This window comes from Sedimentitalea xiamensis (assembly GCF_030164465.1).
Taxonomy (GTDB): domain Bacteria; phylum Pseudomonadota; class Alphaproteobacteria; order Rhodobacterales; family Rhodobacteraceae; genus Sedimentitalea; species Sedimentitalea xiamensis.
On sequence record NZ_JASNJE010000009.1, the window covers coordinates 90872 to 107195 of the forward strand.

Here is a 16324-nt window from a genome sequence, read left to right on the forward strand (position 1 = left end):
GACTGTAGGGTCGCGTCATGACAGAACCGTCGGTGACTTTTTCAGAAGATCAGGCCGCTGCTTACGACAGCGTGTCCGATACATTGCGCCACGCCGGCGTGAACCTGGAAGACGGCATGCTGGCCCCGCCCGGAAGCGGTGCATCGGGCGTCGTTGCCCTGATCGGAAAGGCGGGATCGGGAAAGACCCTGCTTCTGGCCGAACTGTTCAAGGACTTGCAGCAAGCGGGTGTCGAGATCGTCTCGGGCGACTACGAGAGCCGGCGGCGCAAGGACAAGCGCACCCTGGCCGTCCTGGCGCCGACCAACAAGGCGGCAAGCGTTCTCAGGCTGCGGGGCGTCCCCGCCACCACGATCCACCGTATCCTGTACACGCCGGTCTACGATCCGGAATACGAACGGATCGCGGAATGGCTCGCCGGCAACGGAGACCGCCCGGAAATCGAAGGCCTGAGCGACCAGGCCCTGGACCGGGCGCACGCCTTCTATGCCACCAACAAATCCATTCCCGGAGCCTTGGCCGCCGCCGGATTGCGCGGTTCGGATTTCATTTCGGGCTGGAAGCGGCGCGAGGATCCGCTGGATATCGGGTTTGTCGACGAGGCTTCGATGCTGGACGATCGGCAGTTCGCCGATCTCAAGGATATCTTTCCGACCCTGATCCTGTTCGGCGATCCGGCGCAGCTTGCGCCGGTCAACCAGTCCGGAACCATGGTGTTCGACGCCTTGCCCGAGTCCCGCAAGCTCGAATTGCACCGGGTTCACAGGCAGGACGCCGATAACCCCATTCTGGATCTGGCGCATGCGCTGGCCGACCCGCAGCTTGAATTCCGGGACTTCGAGCGGATGATCGAAGACATGGCCCGCCACGACGAGCGCGTCGTCTGGGGGGAACGGGTCGAAGTCGATCTCATGGCGCGCAGCCCGGTTCTGGTGTGGCGGAATGCGACGCGGATCCGGCTGATCAATGCCTTCCGGTCGGTGCATGGCGCCCCCGAAGACGCGCTTCTGGCAGGCGAACCGCTGATCTGCGACGGAATCGAGTTGCCGTTGAAGCACCGCAAGAAGCGGCTGGACCTGGAAGCGCGCGGTCTGATCAAGGGCGCGCAGGCGGTCTATCTCGGTCCCGGCAGCAAGCCGGGTTTTTCCCGTCTGCACGTGATCGGGGCCGAAGACCCGCAGGTCAGCGCCGCGTCCATCGTCAAGATCGAAAAGCCGGACGAGGAAGAACCCTTCATCCCCTTCGCCGCGCGCATGGGGGCGACCTTCCTGCATGGCGCGGCGGTCACCATCCACAAGGCCCAGGGATCGCAATGGGACACGGTGCAGGTGTTCGCGCCCGATCTCTTCGTCGCCGCGCGCATGGGGCGGATCGAGGCCGGCCAGCCGCTGTGGAAACGGCTGGCCTACGTGGCGATCACACGGGCGCAGGACCGGCTGATCTGGGTGGTGCGAAACCGCCTGTCCAGGCCGACGCACGGTCTGCAGGTGGATGACCTGCGCGGCCTGCCCGCAACATCCCTGACCCTGGAGGTGCAAGAGCAATGAGTTCCATCCTGATCACCGGCGCCAGTTCCGGCATCGGCAAGGCGACCGCCGAATTTTTCCTGGACCGCGGATGGCGGGTCGGGCTGCTGGCGCGGCGCGCCGAACCCCTGGCCGCGCTTGCGGACCGATACCCGGATCTCGCGGTGCCGCTGGTTGCCGATGTCACCGACCGCGCCGCGGTGGACAGCGCCTTCGCCGCCTTTGTCGCCGACGGGCAAAGACTGGATGTCCTGTTCAACAACGCGGGGATCTTCACGCCGGCCGGAACCATCGACGAGATCGACATCGACGACTGGTACGCGGCGGTGAACGTCAACCTGAACGGCATGTTTCTCTGCGCGCGCGCGGCCTTCGCGGCGATGCGGTCGCAGCGGCCGCAGGGCGGGCGCATCATCAACAACGGGTCGATCGCGGCGCATGTGCCGCGTCCGGGCTCGGTGCCCTATACCGCCACCAAGCACGCGATCACCGGCCTGACCCGCAGCCTGTCGCTGGATGGCCGGCCCTTCGACATCGCCTGCGGGCAGATCGACATCGGGAACGCCCTGACGCCGATGGTGCAGGGGTTGATCGACACGGCCCTGGCGGCGGACCCGAACGCCGAGGTCCAGCCGACCATGGCGGTCCAGGACGCCGCTTCCAGCGTGTTTCATATGGCGGGCCTGCCGCTTCAGGCGAATGTGCAGTTCATGACCGTGATGGCGACCAAGATGCCCTATATCGGTCGCGGCTAGTTGCGCAACAGCCGGAAGACGGCCGACGCCCCCCAGCCCGCCGCGATGGCGATGGCCAGCGACATCAGCCCGTAGAGCATCGGCTGTTCGCGCGACAGGCCGAACAGCCAGCGCTCCAGGCCGACCTTGCGCACGTCGATCGCGGTTTCGTAGCTGGACACCACCTGGCCGCCGCGGGTCAGGAAGATGCGTGTGGCGTAAAAGCCCTCGGTCAGGTTGGCGGGCATCTTGATCGCGGTGCGAAACAGGGTCTGCTGATCCAGCACGACCTGCCCTTCGAGCAGCTGGTACAGCCCGTTGGCGCGCCGGATCCGGATGATCGCCTCGGTGAAGCTGGCGGCGTCGGACACGGTGCCCGGCGCTCCGACCGACCGGATCGCCCGGTCTATCGTGATCTTGTGCCGCAGGTCTTCCGTGTTGGTCAGAACCTCGGGGACCGGCGCGGTGGTGGCCACCGCGTAGAAGCTCGGCGCGCGGTCGACTTCCACGGCGTCGGCATTGACCCAGATCCCGAACCACCTGTCCTTGCGGCGCACCGTTACCGGCTGTGACGGCCCGGCCACGGTGATCAGGACCTCCAGCGGCTCGCCGTCCGGGATCGGGCTTTCGCGCTTGACCGCCCCGAAGATCAGGATCTCCGAACCGTCAAAGCTGGTCGTGATCGACACCTTGTCGCGGCTCAGCCCCAGCACGACCTCTTCGCCGGCCGACAGACCGGGCAGCAGCAGGAAGAAAAGGATCGCCAGCCCCCGCATGCTCAATGCCCGCCCGCGACGCCGAGCGAATAAAGCTCGACAGGTTGCAGCAGCAGGTCCAGGGCCAGCTTGCCGCAGACCGCCAGCACCATCAGCGCCAGCAGGATGCGCAACTGCTCCGCCTTCATCTTGACGCCGATCCGGGTGCCGATCTGGGCGCCGACGACGCCGCCGATCAGCAGAAGCACCGCCAGGACGATGTCGACCGTATAGTTGGTGGTCGCATGCAGCATCGTGGTGAAGCCGGTAACGAAGATGATCTGGAACAGCGAGGTGCCGACCACCACCTTGGTCGGCATGCCCAGGATGTAGATCATCGCCGGCACCATGATGAAGCCGCCGCCGACCCCCATGATCGCGGCCAGGATGCCGACGAGGACGCCGACGATCAGCGGCGGGATCACCGAGATATACAGCCCCGAGGTGCGGAACCGCATCTTGAAGGGCAGGGCATGCACCCAGGTCCGCTGCCGCCGCGCCGCCGGCGGCGAGCCGCCCGCCTTGCGCGACTTGCGGATCGCGTTCAGGCTTTCGATGAACATCAGTGCCCCGACCACGCCCAGGAACGCGACGTAGCAAAGCCGCACCAGCAGATCGACCTGGCCGATGCTTTTCAGGTAGTTGAAGACCACGACCCCCAGCGCCGCGCCGGCCAGGCCGCCGACCAGCAGCACCGTGCCCATCTTCAGATCGACCGTCTTGCGCTTGAAATGGGCCAGCACGCCGGAAAATGACGAGGCGACGATCTGGTTCGCCTCGGTGGCGACGGCAACCGCCGGCGGGATGCCGATGAAGAACAACAGCGGGGTCATCAGGAACCCGCCGCCGACCCCGAACATGCCCGACAGTATTCCCACCAATCCGCCCAGCCCAAGCAGCAGAAAGGCGTTGACCGATACCTCGGCAATGGGAAGGTAAATCTGCATGATCTTTGTTAGACTACCCCGTGACGCAAAATCAACCGATCATGCCGCGTCGCCGCGACAGGAGCCCGTATGGGGCTAGCGTTCCTTGACATAGGGCTCGCCTCCGGCGCGCGGCGGGATCGCCTTGCCGACGAAACCGGCCAGGATCACAACGGTCAGGATATAGGGCAGGGCGTCCATCGCCTGCACCGGGATCACCACGCCGCCGATGTCGATGTTCTGATAGCGCAGCGCCACCGCCTGCAGGAAACCGAAGAGCAGGCAGGCATACATCGCATGCCAGGGCCGCCATTTGGCGAAGATCAGCGCCGCCAGGGCGATGAACCCGCGCCCTGCGGTCATGTCCTTCACGAACCCGGCCTGAAGCGCGGTCGCCAGGTAGGCCCCGGCGATGCCGCAGAGCACGCCGCAGATCGCCACCGCGGCATAGCGCAGCCCCACCACCGACACGCCCGCCGTGTCCACGGCGGCGGGGTTCTCGCCCACCGCCCGCAGCCGCAGCCCGAAACGGGTGCGGAACAGCACCCACCAGGTCAGCGGCACGGCGGCGAAGGCGACATAGACGAGGACCGAATGGCCCGATAGCAGTTCGGAATAGACCGGCCCCAGCACCGGCACGCCCGCCAGCGCGTCGGCGAAGGGCAGCGTGATCGGCTCGAACCGGGCGCCGCCCATCAGCGACGGGGTGCGGCCGCCTTGGGCAAACCAGTCCTGCGCGATCAGCACCGTCATCCCGGCGGCCAGGAAATTGATCGCGACGCCGGAAATCAGCTGGTTGCCGCGAAAGGTGATCGAGGCCAGCCCGTGCAGCCCCGCCAGCGCCAGCGAGGCGGCGATGCCCGCCAGCAGGCCGAGCCAGACCGACCCGGTCAGCGCGGCCACGGCGGCGGAAAAGAAGGCGGCGGCCAGCATCTTGCCTTCCAGCCCGATGTCGAACACGCCGGCCCGTTCGGAAAACAGCCCGGCCAGGCAGGCGAGAAGCAGCGGCGTCGACAGCCGGATCGTGCTGTCCAGAACCTGGATGATGGTCAGGAAATCCATCACGGCTCCTCCCGCCCGTCTTTCGGCATGACCGAGGGCGGATGCGTCCGGGCGGGCAGAGGGGCGGCGGGCGCCGTGCCCCGCCGGTTGCGCCCCAGCGCCAGGAACAGCCGCTCCAGCGGCATCCGCACCATGTTGTCCAGCGCCCCGGTGAACAGGATCACCAGCGCCTGGATCACCACGATCAACTCGCGCGGGATGGTTGTCCAGAGGGCCAGTTCCGCGCCGCCCTGGTAGAGAAACCCGAACAGGATCGCCGCGAGGAACACGCCGAACGGGTGGCTGCGCCCCATCAGCGCCACCGCGATGCCGATGAACCCGGCCCCTTCGGTGGCGTTCAGCACCAGCCGTTCGGCCTCGCCCATCACGTTGTTGATCGCCATGCATCCGGCCAGCCCGCCGGAAATCAGCATCGCGATCATGGTGATCCGCACCGGCGATATCCCGGCGTAGAGCGCCCCGGTCTCGGAATGGCCATAGGCGCGGATCTCGTATCCGAGCCGGGTGCGCCAGATCAGCAGCCAGACCAGCACGCAGGCCGCCACCGCCACCAGCAGGCTCACATTCGCCGGCGCGGCCTTGGAAAACGCGATGCCGAAGGGCGCGAGCAATTCGTGCAGGGTCGGCAGGTGCACCGCCTCGGGAAACCGGGCCGTCGCCGGGTCCATAGACCCCTGCGGGCGCATCAGGTTGACCAGCACATAGTTGAGAAAGGCGGCGGCGATGAAATTGAACATGATCGTGGTGATCACGATATGGCTGCCGCGCCGGGCCTGAAGCCAGGCCGGTATCGCCGCCCAGGCCGCGCCGAACAGGGCGGCCGCCAGGGCCGCGAAGACCAGCGCCAGCGTCCAGTGCGGCCAGGGGATGTAGAGGCAGGCCAGCGCCACGCCCAGCCCGCCCAGCATCGCCTGGCCTTCGCCGCCGATGTTGAACAGACGGGCGTGAAACGCGACCGAAACCGCCAGCCCGGTGAACATGAAATTGGTCGCGTAATACAGCGTATAGCCCCAGCCATAGGTCGAGCCGAGAGCGCCGCTCACCATCATCCTGACTGCCGCGACCGGGTCCTCGCCGATGCCGATGATGACCAGGGTCGACAGGATCGCGGCAAGGATCAGGCTGATCAGCGGGATCAGCACCACGTCGGCCCATTTCGGCATCACGTCCATGTCGTGGCCACCTCGTCACTGCGGTTCCGGGCAGATCGGACGGACGCCGGCGAGAAGCCGCTTGAAAGCGGCTTATAACGCGATTTTGAAATCGCGTTGCAAGGCGTTTGCAAACGCCTTGCGTGGCGCCAACGCGAGCCGTCCGCGTAGATCATCAGGCTGCCTCCCCGGACACACCGGCCATCAGCAGGCCCAGTTCCGTCTCGTCGGTTTCGCCGGGCAGACGTTCGCCCATGACATGACCGTCGAACATCACCGCGATGCGGTCGGCCAGGCTGAAGATCTCCTCCAGTTCGACGCTGACCAGCAGGATCGCCTTGCCTTGGTCGCGCAGGGCGACGATCTGCTTGTGGATGAACTCGATGGCGCCGATATCCACCCCCCGCGTCGGCTGCCCGACCAGCAGCAGGTCCGGGTTGCGTTCGATTTCCCGCGCCACCACGATCTTCTGCTGGTTGCCGCCGCTGAAGTTCTTCGCCGACAGCCAGCAATCGGCGGGGCGGACGTCGAATTTCGCGATCTTGGCCTCGGTGTCCCGCCGCAGGGCATGGTTGTCCATCAGCAGGCCGCGCCGGTAGGCCGGATCGCGGTGATAGCCGAAGGCGACGTTCTCCCAGGCATGGAACTCCATGATCAGCCCTTCGCGCTGGCGGTCCTCGGGCACGTGGGCGATATGGCGGGCGCGGCGGGCCTGGCCGTCCGACCCCGCGCCCGACAGCGCCAGCGGCGCCCCGTTCAGCCGCACCGTTCCGGTGCCGGCCCGCATCCCGCCCAGCACTTCCAGCAGTTCGGATTGCCCGTTCCCGGCCACCCCCGCGATGCCGAGGATTTCACCGGCCCGCACCGTCAGGTCGATGCCCTTGACCCGCTCCACGCCTTTTTCGTCGATCACCCGCAGGTTCTCGATCTCCAGCACCGGCTTGCCCGGCGCCGCCGGCGCCTTTTCCACCCGCAGCAGGACCTTGCGCCCGACCATCAGTTCGGCCAGTTGTTCGGGGCTGGTCTCGCTGGTCCTGACCGTCGCCGTCATCTCGCCGCGCCGCATCACGCTGACCGTGTCGGTCGTGTCCATGATCTCGCGCAGCTTGTGGGTGATCAGGATGATCGTCTTCCCCTCTTCGCGCAGCCGGTGTAGGATGCGGAACAGCTGGTCCGCCTCCGCCGGGGTCAGCACCCCGGTCGGCTCGTCCAGGATCAGGATGTCCGCCTGCCGGTAGAGCGCCTTCAGGATCTCGACCCGCTGCTGCTTGCCGACGCCGATGTCCTGGATCAGCGCGTCCGGATCGACGTTCAGCCCGTATTCCGCCGCCAGGTCCAGCAGGGTCGCGCGGGCCTTGGCCAGGCTCGGCTTCAGCAGCCGCCCGTCCTCGGCCCCCAGCACGATGTTTTCCAGCACGGTGAAGTTTTCCACCAGCTTGAAATGCTGGAACACCATGCCGATCCCGGCGGCGATCGCGGCCTGGCTGTCGGGGATGTCGGTCTTGCGCCCCGAGATGAAGATCTCGCCCTTGTCGGCCCTGTAGAACCCGTAAAGGATGCTCATCAGGGTGGATTTTCCCGCCCCGTTCTCGCCGATGATGCCGTGGATCGTTCCGGGCATCACGCGGATGGAAATGTCCCTGTTCGCCTGCACGGGACCGAAGGCCTTGGAAATCCCGCGCAGTTCGATCGCCGGAACGGCGCCGTCGCGCCGCCCCGTATCGCCGCCTGCCGTCACCCTCAGAAGCTCAGGGCGGGGCAGCTGTCGTTTTCGTAGTAGCTGACCACCTTGATATCGCCGTCGATGATCTTCTGGCGCGCCGCGTCGACGGCGGCCTTCATTTCATCGGTCAGCAGCGGGGCGTTGTTGTCGTCCACCGCATAGCCGACGCCTTCCTCGGCCAGGCCGAGCGTGAATACGCCGGTTTCCACCTCGGTGCCCGCCTTCATCGCCTCGTAGACCGCCACGTCGACGCGTTTCAGCATCGAGGTCAGCACCTTGCCCGGATGCAGGTGGTTCTGGTTGCTGTCCACGCCGATCGACAGGATGCCCTCGTCGGCGGCGGTTTGCAGAACGCCCACGCCGGTGCCCCCGGCGGCCGCATAGATCACGTCGGCCCCCTGGCTGATCTGCGCCTTGGTCAGTTCCGATCCCTTCACCGGGTCGTTCCAGGCGGCGGGCGTCGTGCCGGTCATGTTGGCGATGATCTTGGCGTCCGGATTGGCGGCCAGCACGCCCTGGGCATAGCCGCAGCCGAAATGCCGGATCAGCGGCACGTCCATGCCGCCGATGAAGCCGACCGTTCCGGTCTTGCTGGCCATCGCCGCCAGCATCCCGACGAGATAGGAGCCCTCGTGCTCCGCGAACCCGACCTGGCGGATGTTGGGCGCGTCAAGCCAGGTCACGTCGATCACCACGAACTTGGTGTCGGGATAATCCGGCGCGACGGAACTGAGCGGATCGGCCATCGCAAAGCCCATGGTGATCACCGGGTTCGCCCCGGCTTCGGCAAAGCGGCGCAGCGCCTGTTCGCGCTGCGCTTCGGACTGCATCTCGATCTCCCGGTAGGTGCCGCCGGTTTCCTCCGCCCAGCGCTGCGCGCCGTTGAACGCCGCCTCGTTGAACGACTTGTCGAACTTGCCGCCCAGATCGAAGATCAGGGCCGGTTCGGCCAGCGCCGCGCCGGCGGTCAGAGCCAGCGCGGCGGCGGCTCCCATCAGGTGTTTCATCACAGTCATGGATCGTCTCCCGGTTGGTTTTCCCTTTGGGGCCTCGATGTGCCCACCCGGCCCGATAGCGCGCACGGAACCGCGGTCATGCCACGAATAAGGACGCAGCCGGTGCAAAGGGTCAACCGCTTTTTACCGGCCTCCGCGCGGATCAGGGGTGCGGGGACGGCGGCAGGTCGCGGGTCATCAGAACCGCGTCCGCCGGCGGACCCGCCGGGCGCGCGTAATAGCCGCGGCGCAGGCCGCAGCGGTCAAAGCCGCAGGCCGCGTAAAGCGACAGGGCCGGGGCGTTGTCGGCAGCCACGTCGAGAAACGCCCGGCGCGCGCCCAGCGCTACCGCGCCCAGCCGCCAAAGGTCCATGCGGTCGCGGCCCAGCCCGCTGCGCTGGTGCTCCGGATGAGTGGCGATCGTCAGCAGTTCGGTTTCGTCCGCGATGACGCGGAACAGGGCGAAACTCCGCACGTCTCCGGCCACGTGGCAGAACCGGTCGGCGGCAAGTGTCGCGAATTCGGCGGCGGACCAGGGCCGCGCCTGGGTGAAGGCCGCCGCATGGGTGGCCGCCATTTCCTGCGGGGTCGGGCCGGGCGTCGGCACGGTCAGTCCAGCAGAACCGGCGGGGCGTCCCGCGACGGCGCGGCAGCCGCGGCGCGGGTATAGATCGGCGCCGGCGGCTCCGTGGTTTCGGCCCATCGCTCCGCGGCGATGCGGGCGATGGCGCCGGCCAGGCCTACGGGGCAGGGTTCGGCTTGGACCGGGCCGCCGGCCAGGGCCTCGGCCTCCGGCCGCGACATCAGCCGGGGCAGGGCGCGCGGATCGGTCCTGTCGCACAGGTAGATCTGGTCGCGCGGCGCGGGGATGGCCCGCGCCTCGCCAGGCGCCAGCCGCGCTCGTGCCTCGCAGCCGGTCACGCCGACCGCCGGGATGCGCAGCCCCAGCGCCAGGCCACGCGCGGCGGAGACGGCGATCCGGATGCCGGTGAAATTGCCCGGCCCGATCCCGACCCCGATGGCGGTCAGGTCGCCCCATTCGGCGTGGCCCTCGGCAAGAATCTCTTCCAGCAGCGGAATCAACCGCTCCGCCTGGCCCCGGGCCATGGGTTCGGCGCGTTCCGCGACCACCCGGTCGCCCGACAGCAAAGCGGCCGCGCAATGCGCGGCCGACGTGTCGAATCCCAGGATCAGCGGGGTATGGGCCATGCCGGGACGCCGGGCGGATCAGACCGCGACCGGGCGCACCTCGGTCACTTCCGGGATGTAATGGCGCAGCAGGTTCTCGATCCCCATCTTCAGGGTCAGGGTCGAGGACGGGCAGCCGGCGCAGGCGCCCTGCATGTGCAGGTAGACCACGCCCCGGTCGAACCCGTGAAAGGTGATGTCGCCGCCGTCCTGCGCCACGGCGGGGCGCACGCGGCTGTCCAGCAGTTCCTTGATCTGGCCGACGATCTCCGCGTCCTCGCCGCTGTGTTCGGCATGGCCCGAAGCGGCGGCATGGCCGTCGTCCATCACCGGCTGCCCGGACTGGTAATGCTCCATCACCGCGCCCAGGATGGCGGGCTTGATATGGTCCCAGTCCACCGCGTCGGCCTTGGTCACGGTCACGAAATCATTGCCGAAGAATACGCCCGTGACGCCGTCCACCGCAAAGATGCGCTGCGCCAGCGGCGATTTGCCCGCCGCATCCGCCGACGGGAAATCGGCGGTTCCGACTTCCAGAACGGTCTGTCCCGGCAGGAATTTCAATGTCGCGGGGTTCGGGGTGGATTCGGTCTGGATGAACATGGCGAGGCTCCGTGTGATTGCTCTGGATATGCGCCCAAGGCGGGCGCAAGTCAAGGTTTGGAACGATTCTAATTTCGGTCCGCCGCGCCGATCCGCATCGCCGGCAGGCAGGAATGGAACGCGGCGAAACCGAACCGGAACTCCAGCTCCGGCATGTCAGGTGATCTCTTCCAGCTTTTCCTTGCTCAGGTCGCCCGGAACGATGGTGATGGGGATCGGTAGCGACCCCGCCGACCGGCTCAGCTGCGTGACTAGCGGGCCGGGACCCTTCTTGTCGGTACCCGCGCCAAGAACCAGCACCCCGATATCCGGGTCGTCCTTGATCTGCGCGATGATCTCGGGCACCGCCTCGCCCTCGCGGATCACCAGTTCCGGATCGACCCCCTGCTTGTCGCGCATCCACTTGGCGAAAACCTCGAAATGCGCGTGGATGCGTTCGCGGGCCTCTTCGCGCATGACCTCGCCGACGCCGATCCAGTGGTTGAACTCGTCCGGCGGGATCACCGACAGGATCTCGACCCCCGCGCCGGTATGGGCCGCGCGCATCGCCGCGAACCGCATCGCGTTCAGGCATTCGCGGCTGTCGTCCAGAACGACCAGAAACTTGCGCATGTCGGTTCCATCCCTGTTGCGCCGCGATCATGCCGCAGGCGCGTGGCGCTGGCAACGGCTTAGGCGGCTGCCGCCCCGGAGGCGGCCCAGTCCCAATACATCTCGCGCAGCCGCCGCGCCACCGGGCCGACCTGGTATTGCGTGTCCTCGAAGGCCGTGACCGGGGTGATCTTGGACATGTTGCCGGTCATGAAGACCTCGTCGGCGGCCCGGAAATCGTCGAAGGTCAGAACCGTTTCATGCACCGGCGTGCCCTCCGCCTTCAGATGCGTGATGTGCCGCGCCCGCGTGATCCCGGCCAGGAAGGTGCCGTTGGGAACCGGCGTGAACACCTCTCCGTCCCGCACCATGAAGATGTTGGCGGTGGCGGTTTCCGCGACATTGCCCATCGCATCCGCCACCAGCGCATTGGAAAACCCCTTGCGCCGGGCCTCGGTCAGCATCCGGGCGTTGTTGGGATAGAGACACCCGGCCTTGGCGTTGACCACCGCGCTTTCCAGCACCGGGCGGCGGAACTGCGTCCGGGTCAGGGTGGCTGTGGCTGTCGGCGGCGCCAGCGGGATCACTTCGAGGCAGATCGCGAAACCGGTGGTGTCGGCGCTGGGCACGATGGCGGTAATGTCGCCATCGATGCCCCAGTACATCGGGCGGATGTAGACAGCGGCATCCTTGGGATAGGCGGCCAGCCCCTCGTGCACCAGCGCCACCATGTCCTCGGTCGACACGGTGGGGGTCAGCATCAGCGCCTCGGCGGATCGGTTCACCCGGTCGCAATGTGCGTGAAGGTCGGGCGTCAGCCCGTTGACGCTGCGCGCGCCGTCGAACACGCCGCTGCCCAGCCACGCCCCGTGGTCTGCCGCGCGCATGATGGGCACGTCGCCGTCATGCCAGGTGCCGTTGAAATAGGTGCGGATATTGGTGCCGGTCGCCATGTGCAAGTCCTCCCGGCGCAGACCCTAGGCGTCACTAGGTCAGACGTCCAGACCTTTCTTCGCCGCCCGGCACCGGATGCATCCACAAGTCTATCTTCCCGCTCCGCGCCGGTTCGGGCTTAATGGGGGTTCGGCGCCCAGGCCGCCGGAGACCCAGAAAACACCAGGGAGGAAGATATGTCACATACCTTTGAAGGGGGGTGTGAGCATGTGCACACGCACACCGACCACAACCCGATCGACAACCACACCTGCCACTGTTCCGTCTGCAAGAGCGTGACCGGGCAGCCGACGACCCACGTGGTCTTTTTCAACCACGACGATCTCGCGGTGGATCACCCCGAGAAACTGAACCGCCAGCCGTTCAACGCCAACAACCCCGACGGCCCGCTGGAACTCTGCACCTGCGCCGATTGCGGCACGCCGATCATGCTGGACGACAAGCAGAACCGCATCCGGGTCATCGTGCCCAACCTGATGGGCTATGACCCGTCCTTCCCCGACAGCACCTACCACGCCTTCTACGACCCGGCGACCGGCGTCCCGCGCCCGAACGACGGCAAGCCCGTCTACGACGCCCTGCGCCCCGATTTCGTCTGGCCGCAGGGGAGCTGAATATTGAGCGGGACTGGGGCAGGGCCAAGTCCTGACCCTAGTCGCATCGATTAAGTCTTAAGCAACTGTAGTCTTCAGTCTGTGTTCACAACTCGTAGAGTTGCCCGGTCCCCCGGACCGGGCCGCGCCCGACCCTCCCCCCGGGAGGGCGCACAGCGTGCCCCCTGGGCTTCGCCCGCTACGGCCTCAATCGCTCCGCCGGAGCGATTGCAAGACGGCCTCCGCCCCAGGGTCGGGCGCGGCCCTCCGTTCTGTATGTCTTCGCCGCCACATCCCCGCTTGAACCGTCCGCCATCCTCGCCTATACGCCCCCGGTGGACTCTCTCGGGGTCCGCGACTCACCAATCGAAACGCCGCGTTCGGCCGCTCCCGTCGCTGGGGGCCGCATCCGGCAAAAGGAGAAGCGACATGAAACTGCATGAATTGCGCGACAACGCAGGCGCGGCCAAGAAACGCAAGCGCGTCGGCCGTGGTCCGGGGTCCGGCACCGGCAAGACCGCCGGGCGCGGCATCAAGGGTCAGAAATCCCGGTCCGGCGTGGCCATCAACGGCTACGAAGGCGGCCAGATGCCGCTCTACCAGCGCCTGCCCAAGCGCGGCTTCAACAAGCCGAACCGCAAATCCTATGCGGTGGTGAACCTGGGCCTGATCCAGAAATTCATCGACGCCAAGAAACTCGACGCGGGCGCCGCGATCACCGAGGACGCGCTGGTTGCCTCCGGCCTCGTGCGCCGCAAGCTCGACGGGATCCGGGTTCTGGCCAAGGGCGACATCACCTCCAAGGTGACGCTGGAAGTCGCCGGCGCCAGCAAGTCGGCGGTCGAGGCGGTCGAGAAGGCGGGCGGCTCGGTGACGGTCAGAACCGCGACGGCGGCAGAATAACGGGTTGTGAGCGGCCCTCATGCCGCTTACATAACCCTCAGTTTTCCCATGACGCCGCCCGAGCCGGAAAACGGTTCCGGGCGGCGCTCGCATCAAAGAGACCCCATTCATGGTATCAGCAGCAGAACAGATGGCCGCGAACACCAGCTGGGCCTCGCTTGGCAAAGCGACGGACCTGCGCAATCGCATCCTGTTCACCCTCGGCCTTTTGATCGTCTATCGCCTCGGCACCTTCATCCCGGTGCCCGGCATCGACGGCATCGCCCTGCGCGAATTCATGGAACAGGCGGGCCAGGGCATCGGCGGCATGGTGAGCATGTTCACCGGCGGCGCGCTGGGCCGGATGGGGATCTTCGCGCTGGGCATCATGCCCTATATCAGCGCCTCGATCATCGTGCAGCTGATGACTTCGATGGTGCCGGCGCTGGAACAGCTGAAGAAGGAAGGCGAACAGGGCCGCAAGAAGATCAACCAGTATACCCGCTACGGCACCGTGGCATTGGCGACCGTGCAGGCCTACGGGCTCGCGGTCTCGCTGGAAAGCGGCGATCTCGCCACCGATCCGGGCATGTTCTTCCGCATGGCCTGCATGATCACGCTGGTCGGCGGCACCATGTTCCTGATGTGGCTCGGTGAACAGATCACCGCCCGCGGCATCGGCAACGGCATCAGCCTCATCATCTTCGTCGGCATCATCGCCGAAGTGCCCGCCGCGATGGCGCAGTTCTTCGCCTCCGGCCGCTCCGGCGCGGTCAGCCCGGCGGTGATCGTCGGCGTCATCCTGATGGTCATCGTCACCATCACCTTCGTGGTGTTCATGGAACGTGCCCTGCGCAAGATCCACATCCAGTATCCGCGCCGCCAGGTCGGGATGAAGGTCTATGACGGCGGCTCCTCGCACCTGCCGGTCAAGGTCAACCCGGCGGGCGTGATCCCGGCGATCTTCGCCTCCTCGCTGCTCCTGCTGCCGGTGACGATCTCGACCTTCAGCCAGGGCACGACCTCGGGTCCGGTGATGTCGTGGCTGCTGGCCAACTTCGGCCCCGGACAGCCGCTCTACCTGCTGTTCTTCACCTCGATGATCGTGTTCTTCGCCTATTTCTACACCTTCAACGTGTCGTTCAAACCCGATGACGTGGCCGACAACCTGAAGAACCAGAACGGCTTCATTCCGGGCATCCGCCCCGGCAAGAAGACGGCGGAATACCTGGAATACGTGGTCAACCGCGTGCTGGTGCTCGGCTCGGCCTACCTGGCGCTGGTCTGTCTGCTGCCGGAAATCCTGCGCGGCCAGTTCGCCATTCCGTTCTACTTCGGCGGCACTTCGGTGCTGATCGTGGTCAGCGTCACCATGGACACGATCCAGCAGGCGCAAAGCCACCTGCTGGCGCATCAGTACGAAGGGCTGATCGAGAAATCGCAACTGCGCGGCAAATCGGGCAAGAAGCGGGGCAAGCGGAGCCCGGCGCGCCGATGAACCTGATCCTGCTGGGACCGCCGGGCGCGGGCAAGGGCACCCAGGCCCGCCATCTGGTCGAAACCCGCGGCCTGGTGCAGCTGTCCACCGGCGACATGCTGCGCGAGGCCAGGAACAGCGGCACCGAAATGGGCAAGCGCGTGGCCGAGGTGATGGCGCGGGGCGAACTCGTCACCGACGAGATCGTGATCGGCCTGATCCGCGAGAAACTGGAAAGCGGCGAAGGCGCGGGTTTCATCTTCGATGGCTTCCCGCGCACCCTGGCGCAGGCCGACGCGCTGGAGGAGCTGCTGGCCGCGACCGGGCAGGATCTCGACGCGGTGATCGCGATGGAAGTCGACGACGAGGCGCTGGTCGCCCGCATCACCGCGCGCTCCACCTGCGGCAATTGCGGCGAGGTCTACAACGACCAGACCAAACCGATCCCCGCGGACGGAAAATGCGCCCGCTGCGGCGCCTCCGATTTCCAGCGCCGCGCCGACGACAACGAAGCCAGCCTGCGCACCCGCCTGATGGAATATTACAAGAAAACCTCGCCGCTGATCGGTTACTACCATGCCAAGGGCAAGCTCGCGGCGGTGGACGGGCTGGGCGAGATCGCAGAAGTGCAGGGGGCGATTGAAGAACTGTTGGACACCTAAATCGGCATCTGCGCGCCTTTAGCTATCGGGCGTCGTCGTTCCTGGCTCTTGCGATATCTTCCAAGGCATTTGCAATACGCGCTTGGGTTTCTCTATTCTCCCTGCGCTCCCTGCCTGAGCGAATCAGGGAGCGCATCAGCAGGAAAATCGGTAGAACCATCACAAGCAGAAACAGGAGAACCAGTCCAGGTAGGCCGATATTGAAAAGCACGGGTTTTTCTCCTTGAATTTTGGTCTCTATTCGCTTGTGTTGCGTTAGTTCTTCAGTTCTAGGCGCAGGTCAAGTCTTGCTTAGACATCACTTATCTTTCGACGCATCGTGTTCTAGCTGGAACCACCCTTGACCCTCACGTCAAAAGCCCATATCGACCCCCATCTCGCAAGAGAATCACGTTGCGCCCGACTCATACCGGGACTTCGACCACCTCGAGTAATGCAAGGCCCGCTGGCGACACTGCCAAGGCTGAGCGTTGTGAAAAAAGGGTCTGGGATTACGGACCCG

General features: G+C 66.2%; 17 protein-coding genes. 6 read left to right on the plus strand and 11 right to left on the minus strand.

Features of this window, described 5'->3' with window-relative positions; genetic code table 11:
- The first annotated feature begins 17 nt into the window (after positions 1–17).
- Both QO034_RS09810 and QO034_RS09815 read left to right on the plus strand, forming a co-directional pair.
- Positions 18–1547 (plus strand): ATP-dependent DNA helicase, encoded by a 1530-nt coding sequence (locus QO034_RS09810; RefSeq protein WP_284485345.1) that lies wholly within the window; start codon positions 18–20, stop codon positions 1545–1547.
- On the plus strand, positions 1544–2281 hold the full coding sequence (locus QO034_RS09815) for an SDR family oxidoreductase (protein ID WP_284485346.1): 738 nt from the start codon (positions 1544–1546) through the stop codon (positions 2279–2281). The genes QO034_RS09810 and QO034_RS09815 overlap by 4 nt, the downstream gene beginning before the upstream one ends.
- On the opposite strand, the gene QO034_RS09820 is transcribed toward QO034_RS09815, so the two are convergent.
- The 11 genes from QO034_RS09820 to QO034_RS09870 form a co-directional block, all read right to left on the minus strand.
- Positions 2278–3036: a TIGR02186 family protein gene (locus tag QO034_RS09820; protein ID WP_284485347.1), complete on the minus strand. Its 759-nt coding sequence runs from the start codon at positions 3034–3036 to the stop codon at positions 2278–2280. The genes QO034_RS09815 and QO034_RS09820 overlap by 4 nt on opposite strands.
- Positions 3037–3038: 2 nt before the next feature.
- On the minus strand, positions 3039–3962 hold the full coding sequence (locus tag QO034_RS09825) for a sulfite exporter TauE/SafE family protein (protein WP_284485348.1): 924 nt from the start codon (positions 3960–3962) through the stop codon (positions 3039–3041).
- Between the two features lie 75 nt (positions 3963–4037).
- Entirely contained in the window at positions 4038–5003 is a 966-nt protein-coding gene (locus QO034_RS09830; RefSeq protein WP_284485349.1) for an ABC transporter permease, read from the minus strand.
- Positions 5003–6175: an ABC transporter permease gene (locus QO034_RS09835; protein WP_284485350.1), complete on the minus strand. Its 1173-nt coding sequence runs from the start codon at positions 6173–6175 to the stop codon at positions 5003–5005. The genes QO034_RS09830 and QO034_RS09835 overlap by 1 nt, the downstream gene beginning before the upstream one ends.
- A gap of 154 nt (positions 6176–6329) precedes the next feature.
- Complete coding sequence (locus QO034_RS09840) at positions 6330–7892, minus strand: ABC transporter ATP-binding protein (RefSeq protein ID WP_284485351.1); 1563 nt, start codon at positions 7890–7892, stop codon at positions 6330–6332.
- A 2-nt stretch (positions 7893–7894) separates the two neighbouring features.
- The gene (locus QO034_RS09845; RefSeq protein WP_284485352.1) at positions 7895–8893 is read right to left on the minus strand and encodes a BMP family lipoprotein; all 999 of its coding nucleotides are present in this window, start codon (positions 8891–8893) and stop codon (positions 7895–7897) included.
- A gap of 142 nt (positions 8894–9035) precedes the next feature.
- On the minus strand, positions 9036–9479 hold the full coding sequence (locus QO034_RS09850; protein ID WP_321169991.1) for a GNAT family N-acetyltransferase: 444 nt from the start codon (positions 9477–9479) through the stop codon (positions 9036–9038).
- Between the two features lie 2 nt (positions 9480–9481).
- Positions 9482–10081 (minus strand): tRNA (adenosine(37)-N6)-threonylcarbamoyltransferase complex dimerization subunit type 1 TsaB, encoded by a 600-nt coding sequence (tsaB, locus tag QO034_RS09855; RefSeq protein ID WP_284485353.1) that lies wholly within the window; start codon positions 10079–10081, stop codon positions 9482–9484.
- 18 nt (positions 10082–10099) lie between these two features.
- Positions 10100–10663, minus strand: a complete 564-nt coding sequence (locus QO034_RS09860) for a NifU family protein (RefSeq protein ID WP_284485354.1) — start codon at positions 10661–10663, stop codon at positions 10100–10102.
- A gap of 156 nt (positions 10664–10819) precedes the next feature.
- Positions 10820–11275: a universal stress protein gene (locus QO034_RS09865; RefSeq protein ID WP_284485355.1), complete on the minus strand. Its 456-nt coding sequence runs from the start codon at positions 11273–11275 to the stop codon at positions 10820–10822.
- A gap of 59 nt (positions 11276–11334) precedes the next feature.
- On the minus strand, positions 11335–12207 hold the full coding sequence (locus QO034_RS09870; RefSeq protein WP_284485356.1) for a branched-chain amino acid aminotransferase: 873 nt from the start codon (positions 12205–12207) through the stop codon (positions 11335–11337).
- A 177-nt stretch (positions 12208–12384) separates the two neighbouring features.
- Here QO034_RS09870 and QO034_RS09875 point away from each other — a divergent pair, with 177 nt between their 5' ends.
- The 4 genes from QO034_RS09875 to QO034_RS09890 all read left to right on the plus strand — a co-directional run bounded on the left by QO034_RS09875 (position 12385) and on the right by QO034_RS09890 (position 15822).
- Positions 12385–12822 carry a GFA family protein gene (locus tag QO034_RS09875; RefSeq protein ID WP_284485357.1) on the plus strand — a complete coding sequence of 146 codons (438 nt, stop codon included), beginning with the start codon at positions 12385–12387 and terminating at the stop codon, positions 12820–12822.
- Positions 12823–13230: 408 nt separating this feature from the next.
- Positions 13231–13704, plus strand: a complete 474-nt coding sequence (gene rplO, locus QO034_RS09880) for a 50S ribosomal protein L15 (RefSeq protein ID WP_284485358.1) — start codon at positions 13231–13233, stop codon at positions 13702–13704.
- A 109-nt stretch (positions 13705–13813) separates the two neighbouring features.
- A complete protein-coding gene (secY, locus tag QO034_RS09885; protein WP_284485359.1) occupies positions 13814–15181 on the plus strand; it encodes a preprotein translocase subunit SecY in 1368 nt (455 codons plus the stop codon).
- Positions 15178–15822, plus strand: a complete 645-nt coding sequence (locus QO034_RS09890; protein ID WP_284485360.1) for an adenylate kinase — start codon at positions 15178–15180, stop codon at positions 15820–15822. Before secY ends, QO034_RS09890 begins: the two co-directional genes overlap by 4 nt.
- Positions 15823–16324 lie beyond the last annotated feature (502 nt).

Bases quoted from the DNA above. Each gene is read 5' to 3' on its own strand.
- QO034_RS09810 (WP_284485345.1), top strand. From the start codon at position 18: ATGACAGAACCGTCGGTGACTTTTTCAGAAGATCAGGCCGCTGCTTAC.
- QO034_RS09815 (WP_284485346.1), top strand. From the start codon at position 1,544: ATGAGTTCCATCCTGATCACCGGCGCCAGTTCCGGCATCGGCAAGGCG.
- QO034_RS09820 (WP_284485347.1), bottom strand. From the start codon at position 3,036: ATGCGGGGGCTGGCGATCCTTTTCTTCCTGCTGCTGCCCGGTCTGTCG.
- QO034_RS09825 (WP_284485348.1), bottom strand. From the start codon at position 3,962: ATGCAGATTTACCTTCCCATTGCCGAGGTATCGGTCAACGCCTTTCTG.
- QO034_RS09830 (WP_284485349.1), bottom strand. From the start codon at position 5,003: ATGGATTTCCTGACCATCATCCAGGTTCTGGACAGCACGATCCGGCTG.
- QO034_RS09835 (WP_284485350.1), bottom strand. From the start codon at position 6,175: ATGGACGTGATGCCGAAATGGGCCGACGTGGTGCTGATCCCGCTGATC.
- QO034_RS09845 (WP_284485352.1), bottom strand. From the start codon at position 8,893: ATGACTGTGATGAAACACCTGATGGGAGCCGCCGCCGCGCTGGCTCTG.
- tsaB (WP_284485353.1), bottom strand. From the start codon at position 10,081: ATGGCCCATACCCCGCTGATCCTGGGATTCGACACGTCGGCCGCGCAT.
- QO034_RS09860 (WP_284485354.1), bottom strand. From the start codon at position 10,663: ATGTTCATCCAGACCGAATCCACCCCGAACCCCGCGACATTGAAATTC.
- QO034_RS09865 (WP_284485355.1), bottom strand. From the start codon at position 11,275: ATGCGCAAGTTTCTGGTCGTTCTGGACGACAGCCGCGAATGCCTGAAC.
- QO034_RS09870 (WP_284485356.1), bottom strand. From the start codon at position 12,207: ATGGCGACCGGCACCAATATCCGCACCTATTTCAACGGCACCTGGCAT.
- QO034_RS09875 (WP_284485357.1), top strand. From the start codon at position 12,385: ATGTCACATACCTTTGAAGGGGGGTGTGAGCATGTGCACACGCACACC.
- rplO (WP_284485358.1), top strand. From the start codon at position 13,231: ATGAAACTGCATGAATTGCGCGACAACGCAGGCGCGGCCAAGAAACGC.
- secY (WP_284485359.1), top strand. From the start codon at position 13,814: ATGGTATCAGCAGCAGAACAGATGGCCGCGAACACCAGCTGGGCCTCG.
- QO034_RS09890 (WP_284485360.1), top strand. From the start codon at position 15,178: ATGAACCTGATCCTGCTGGGACCGCCGGGCGCGGGCAAGGGCACCCAG.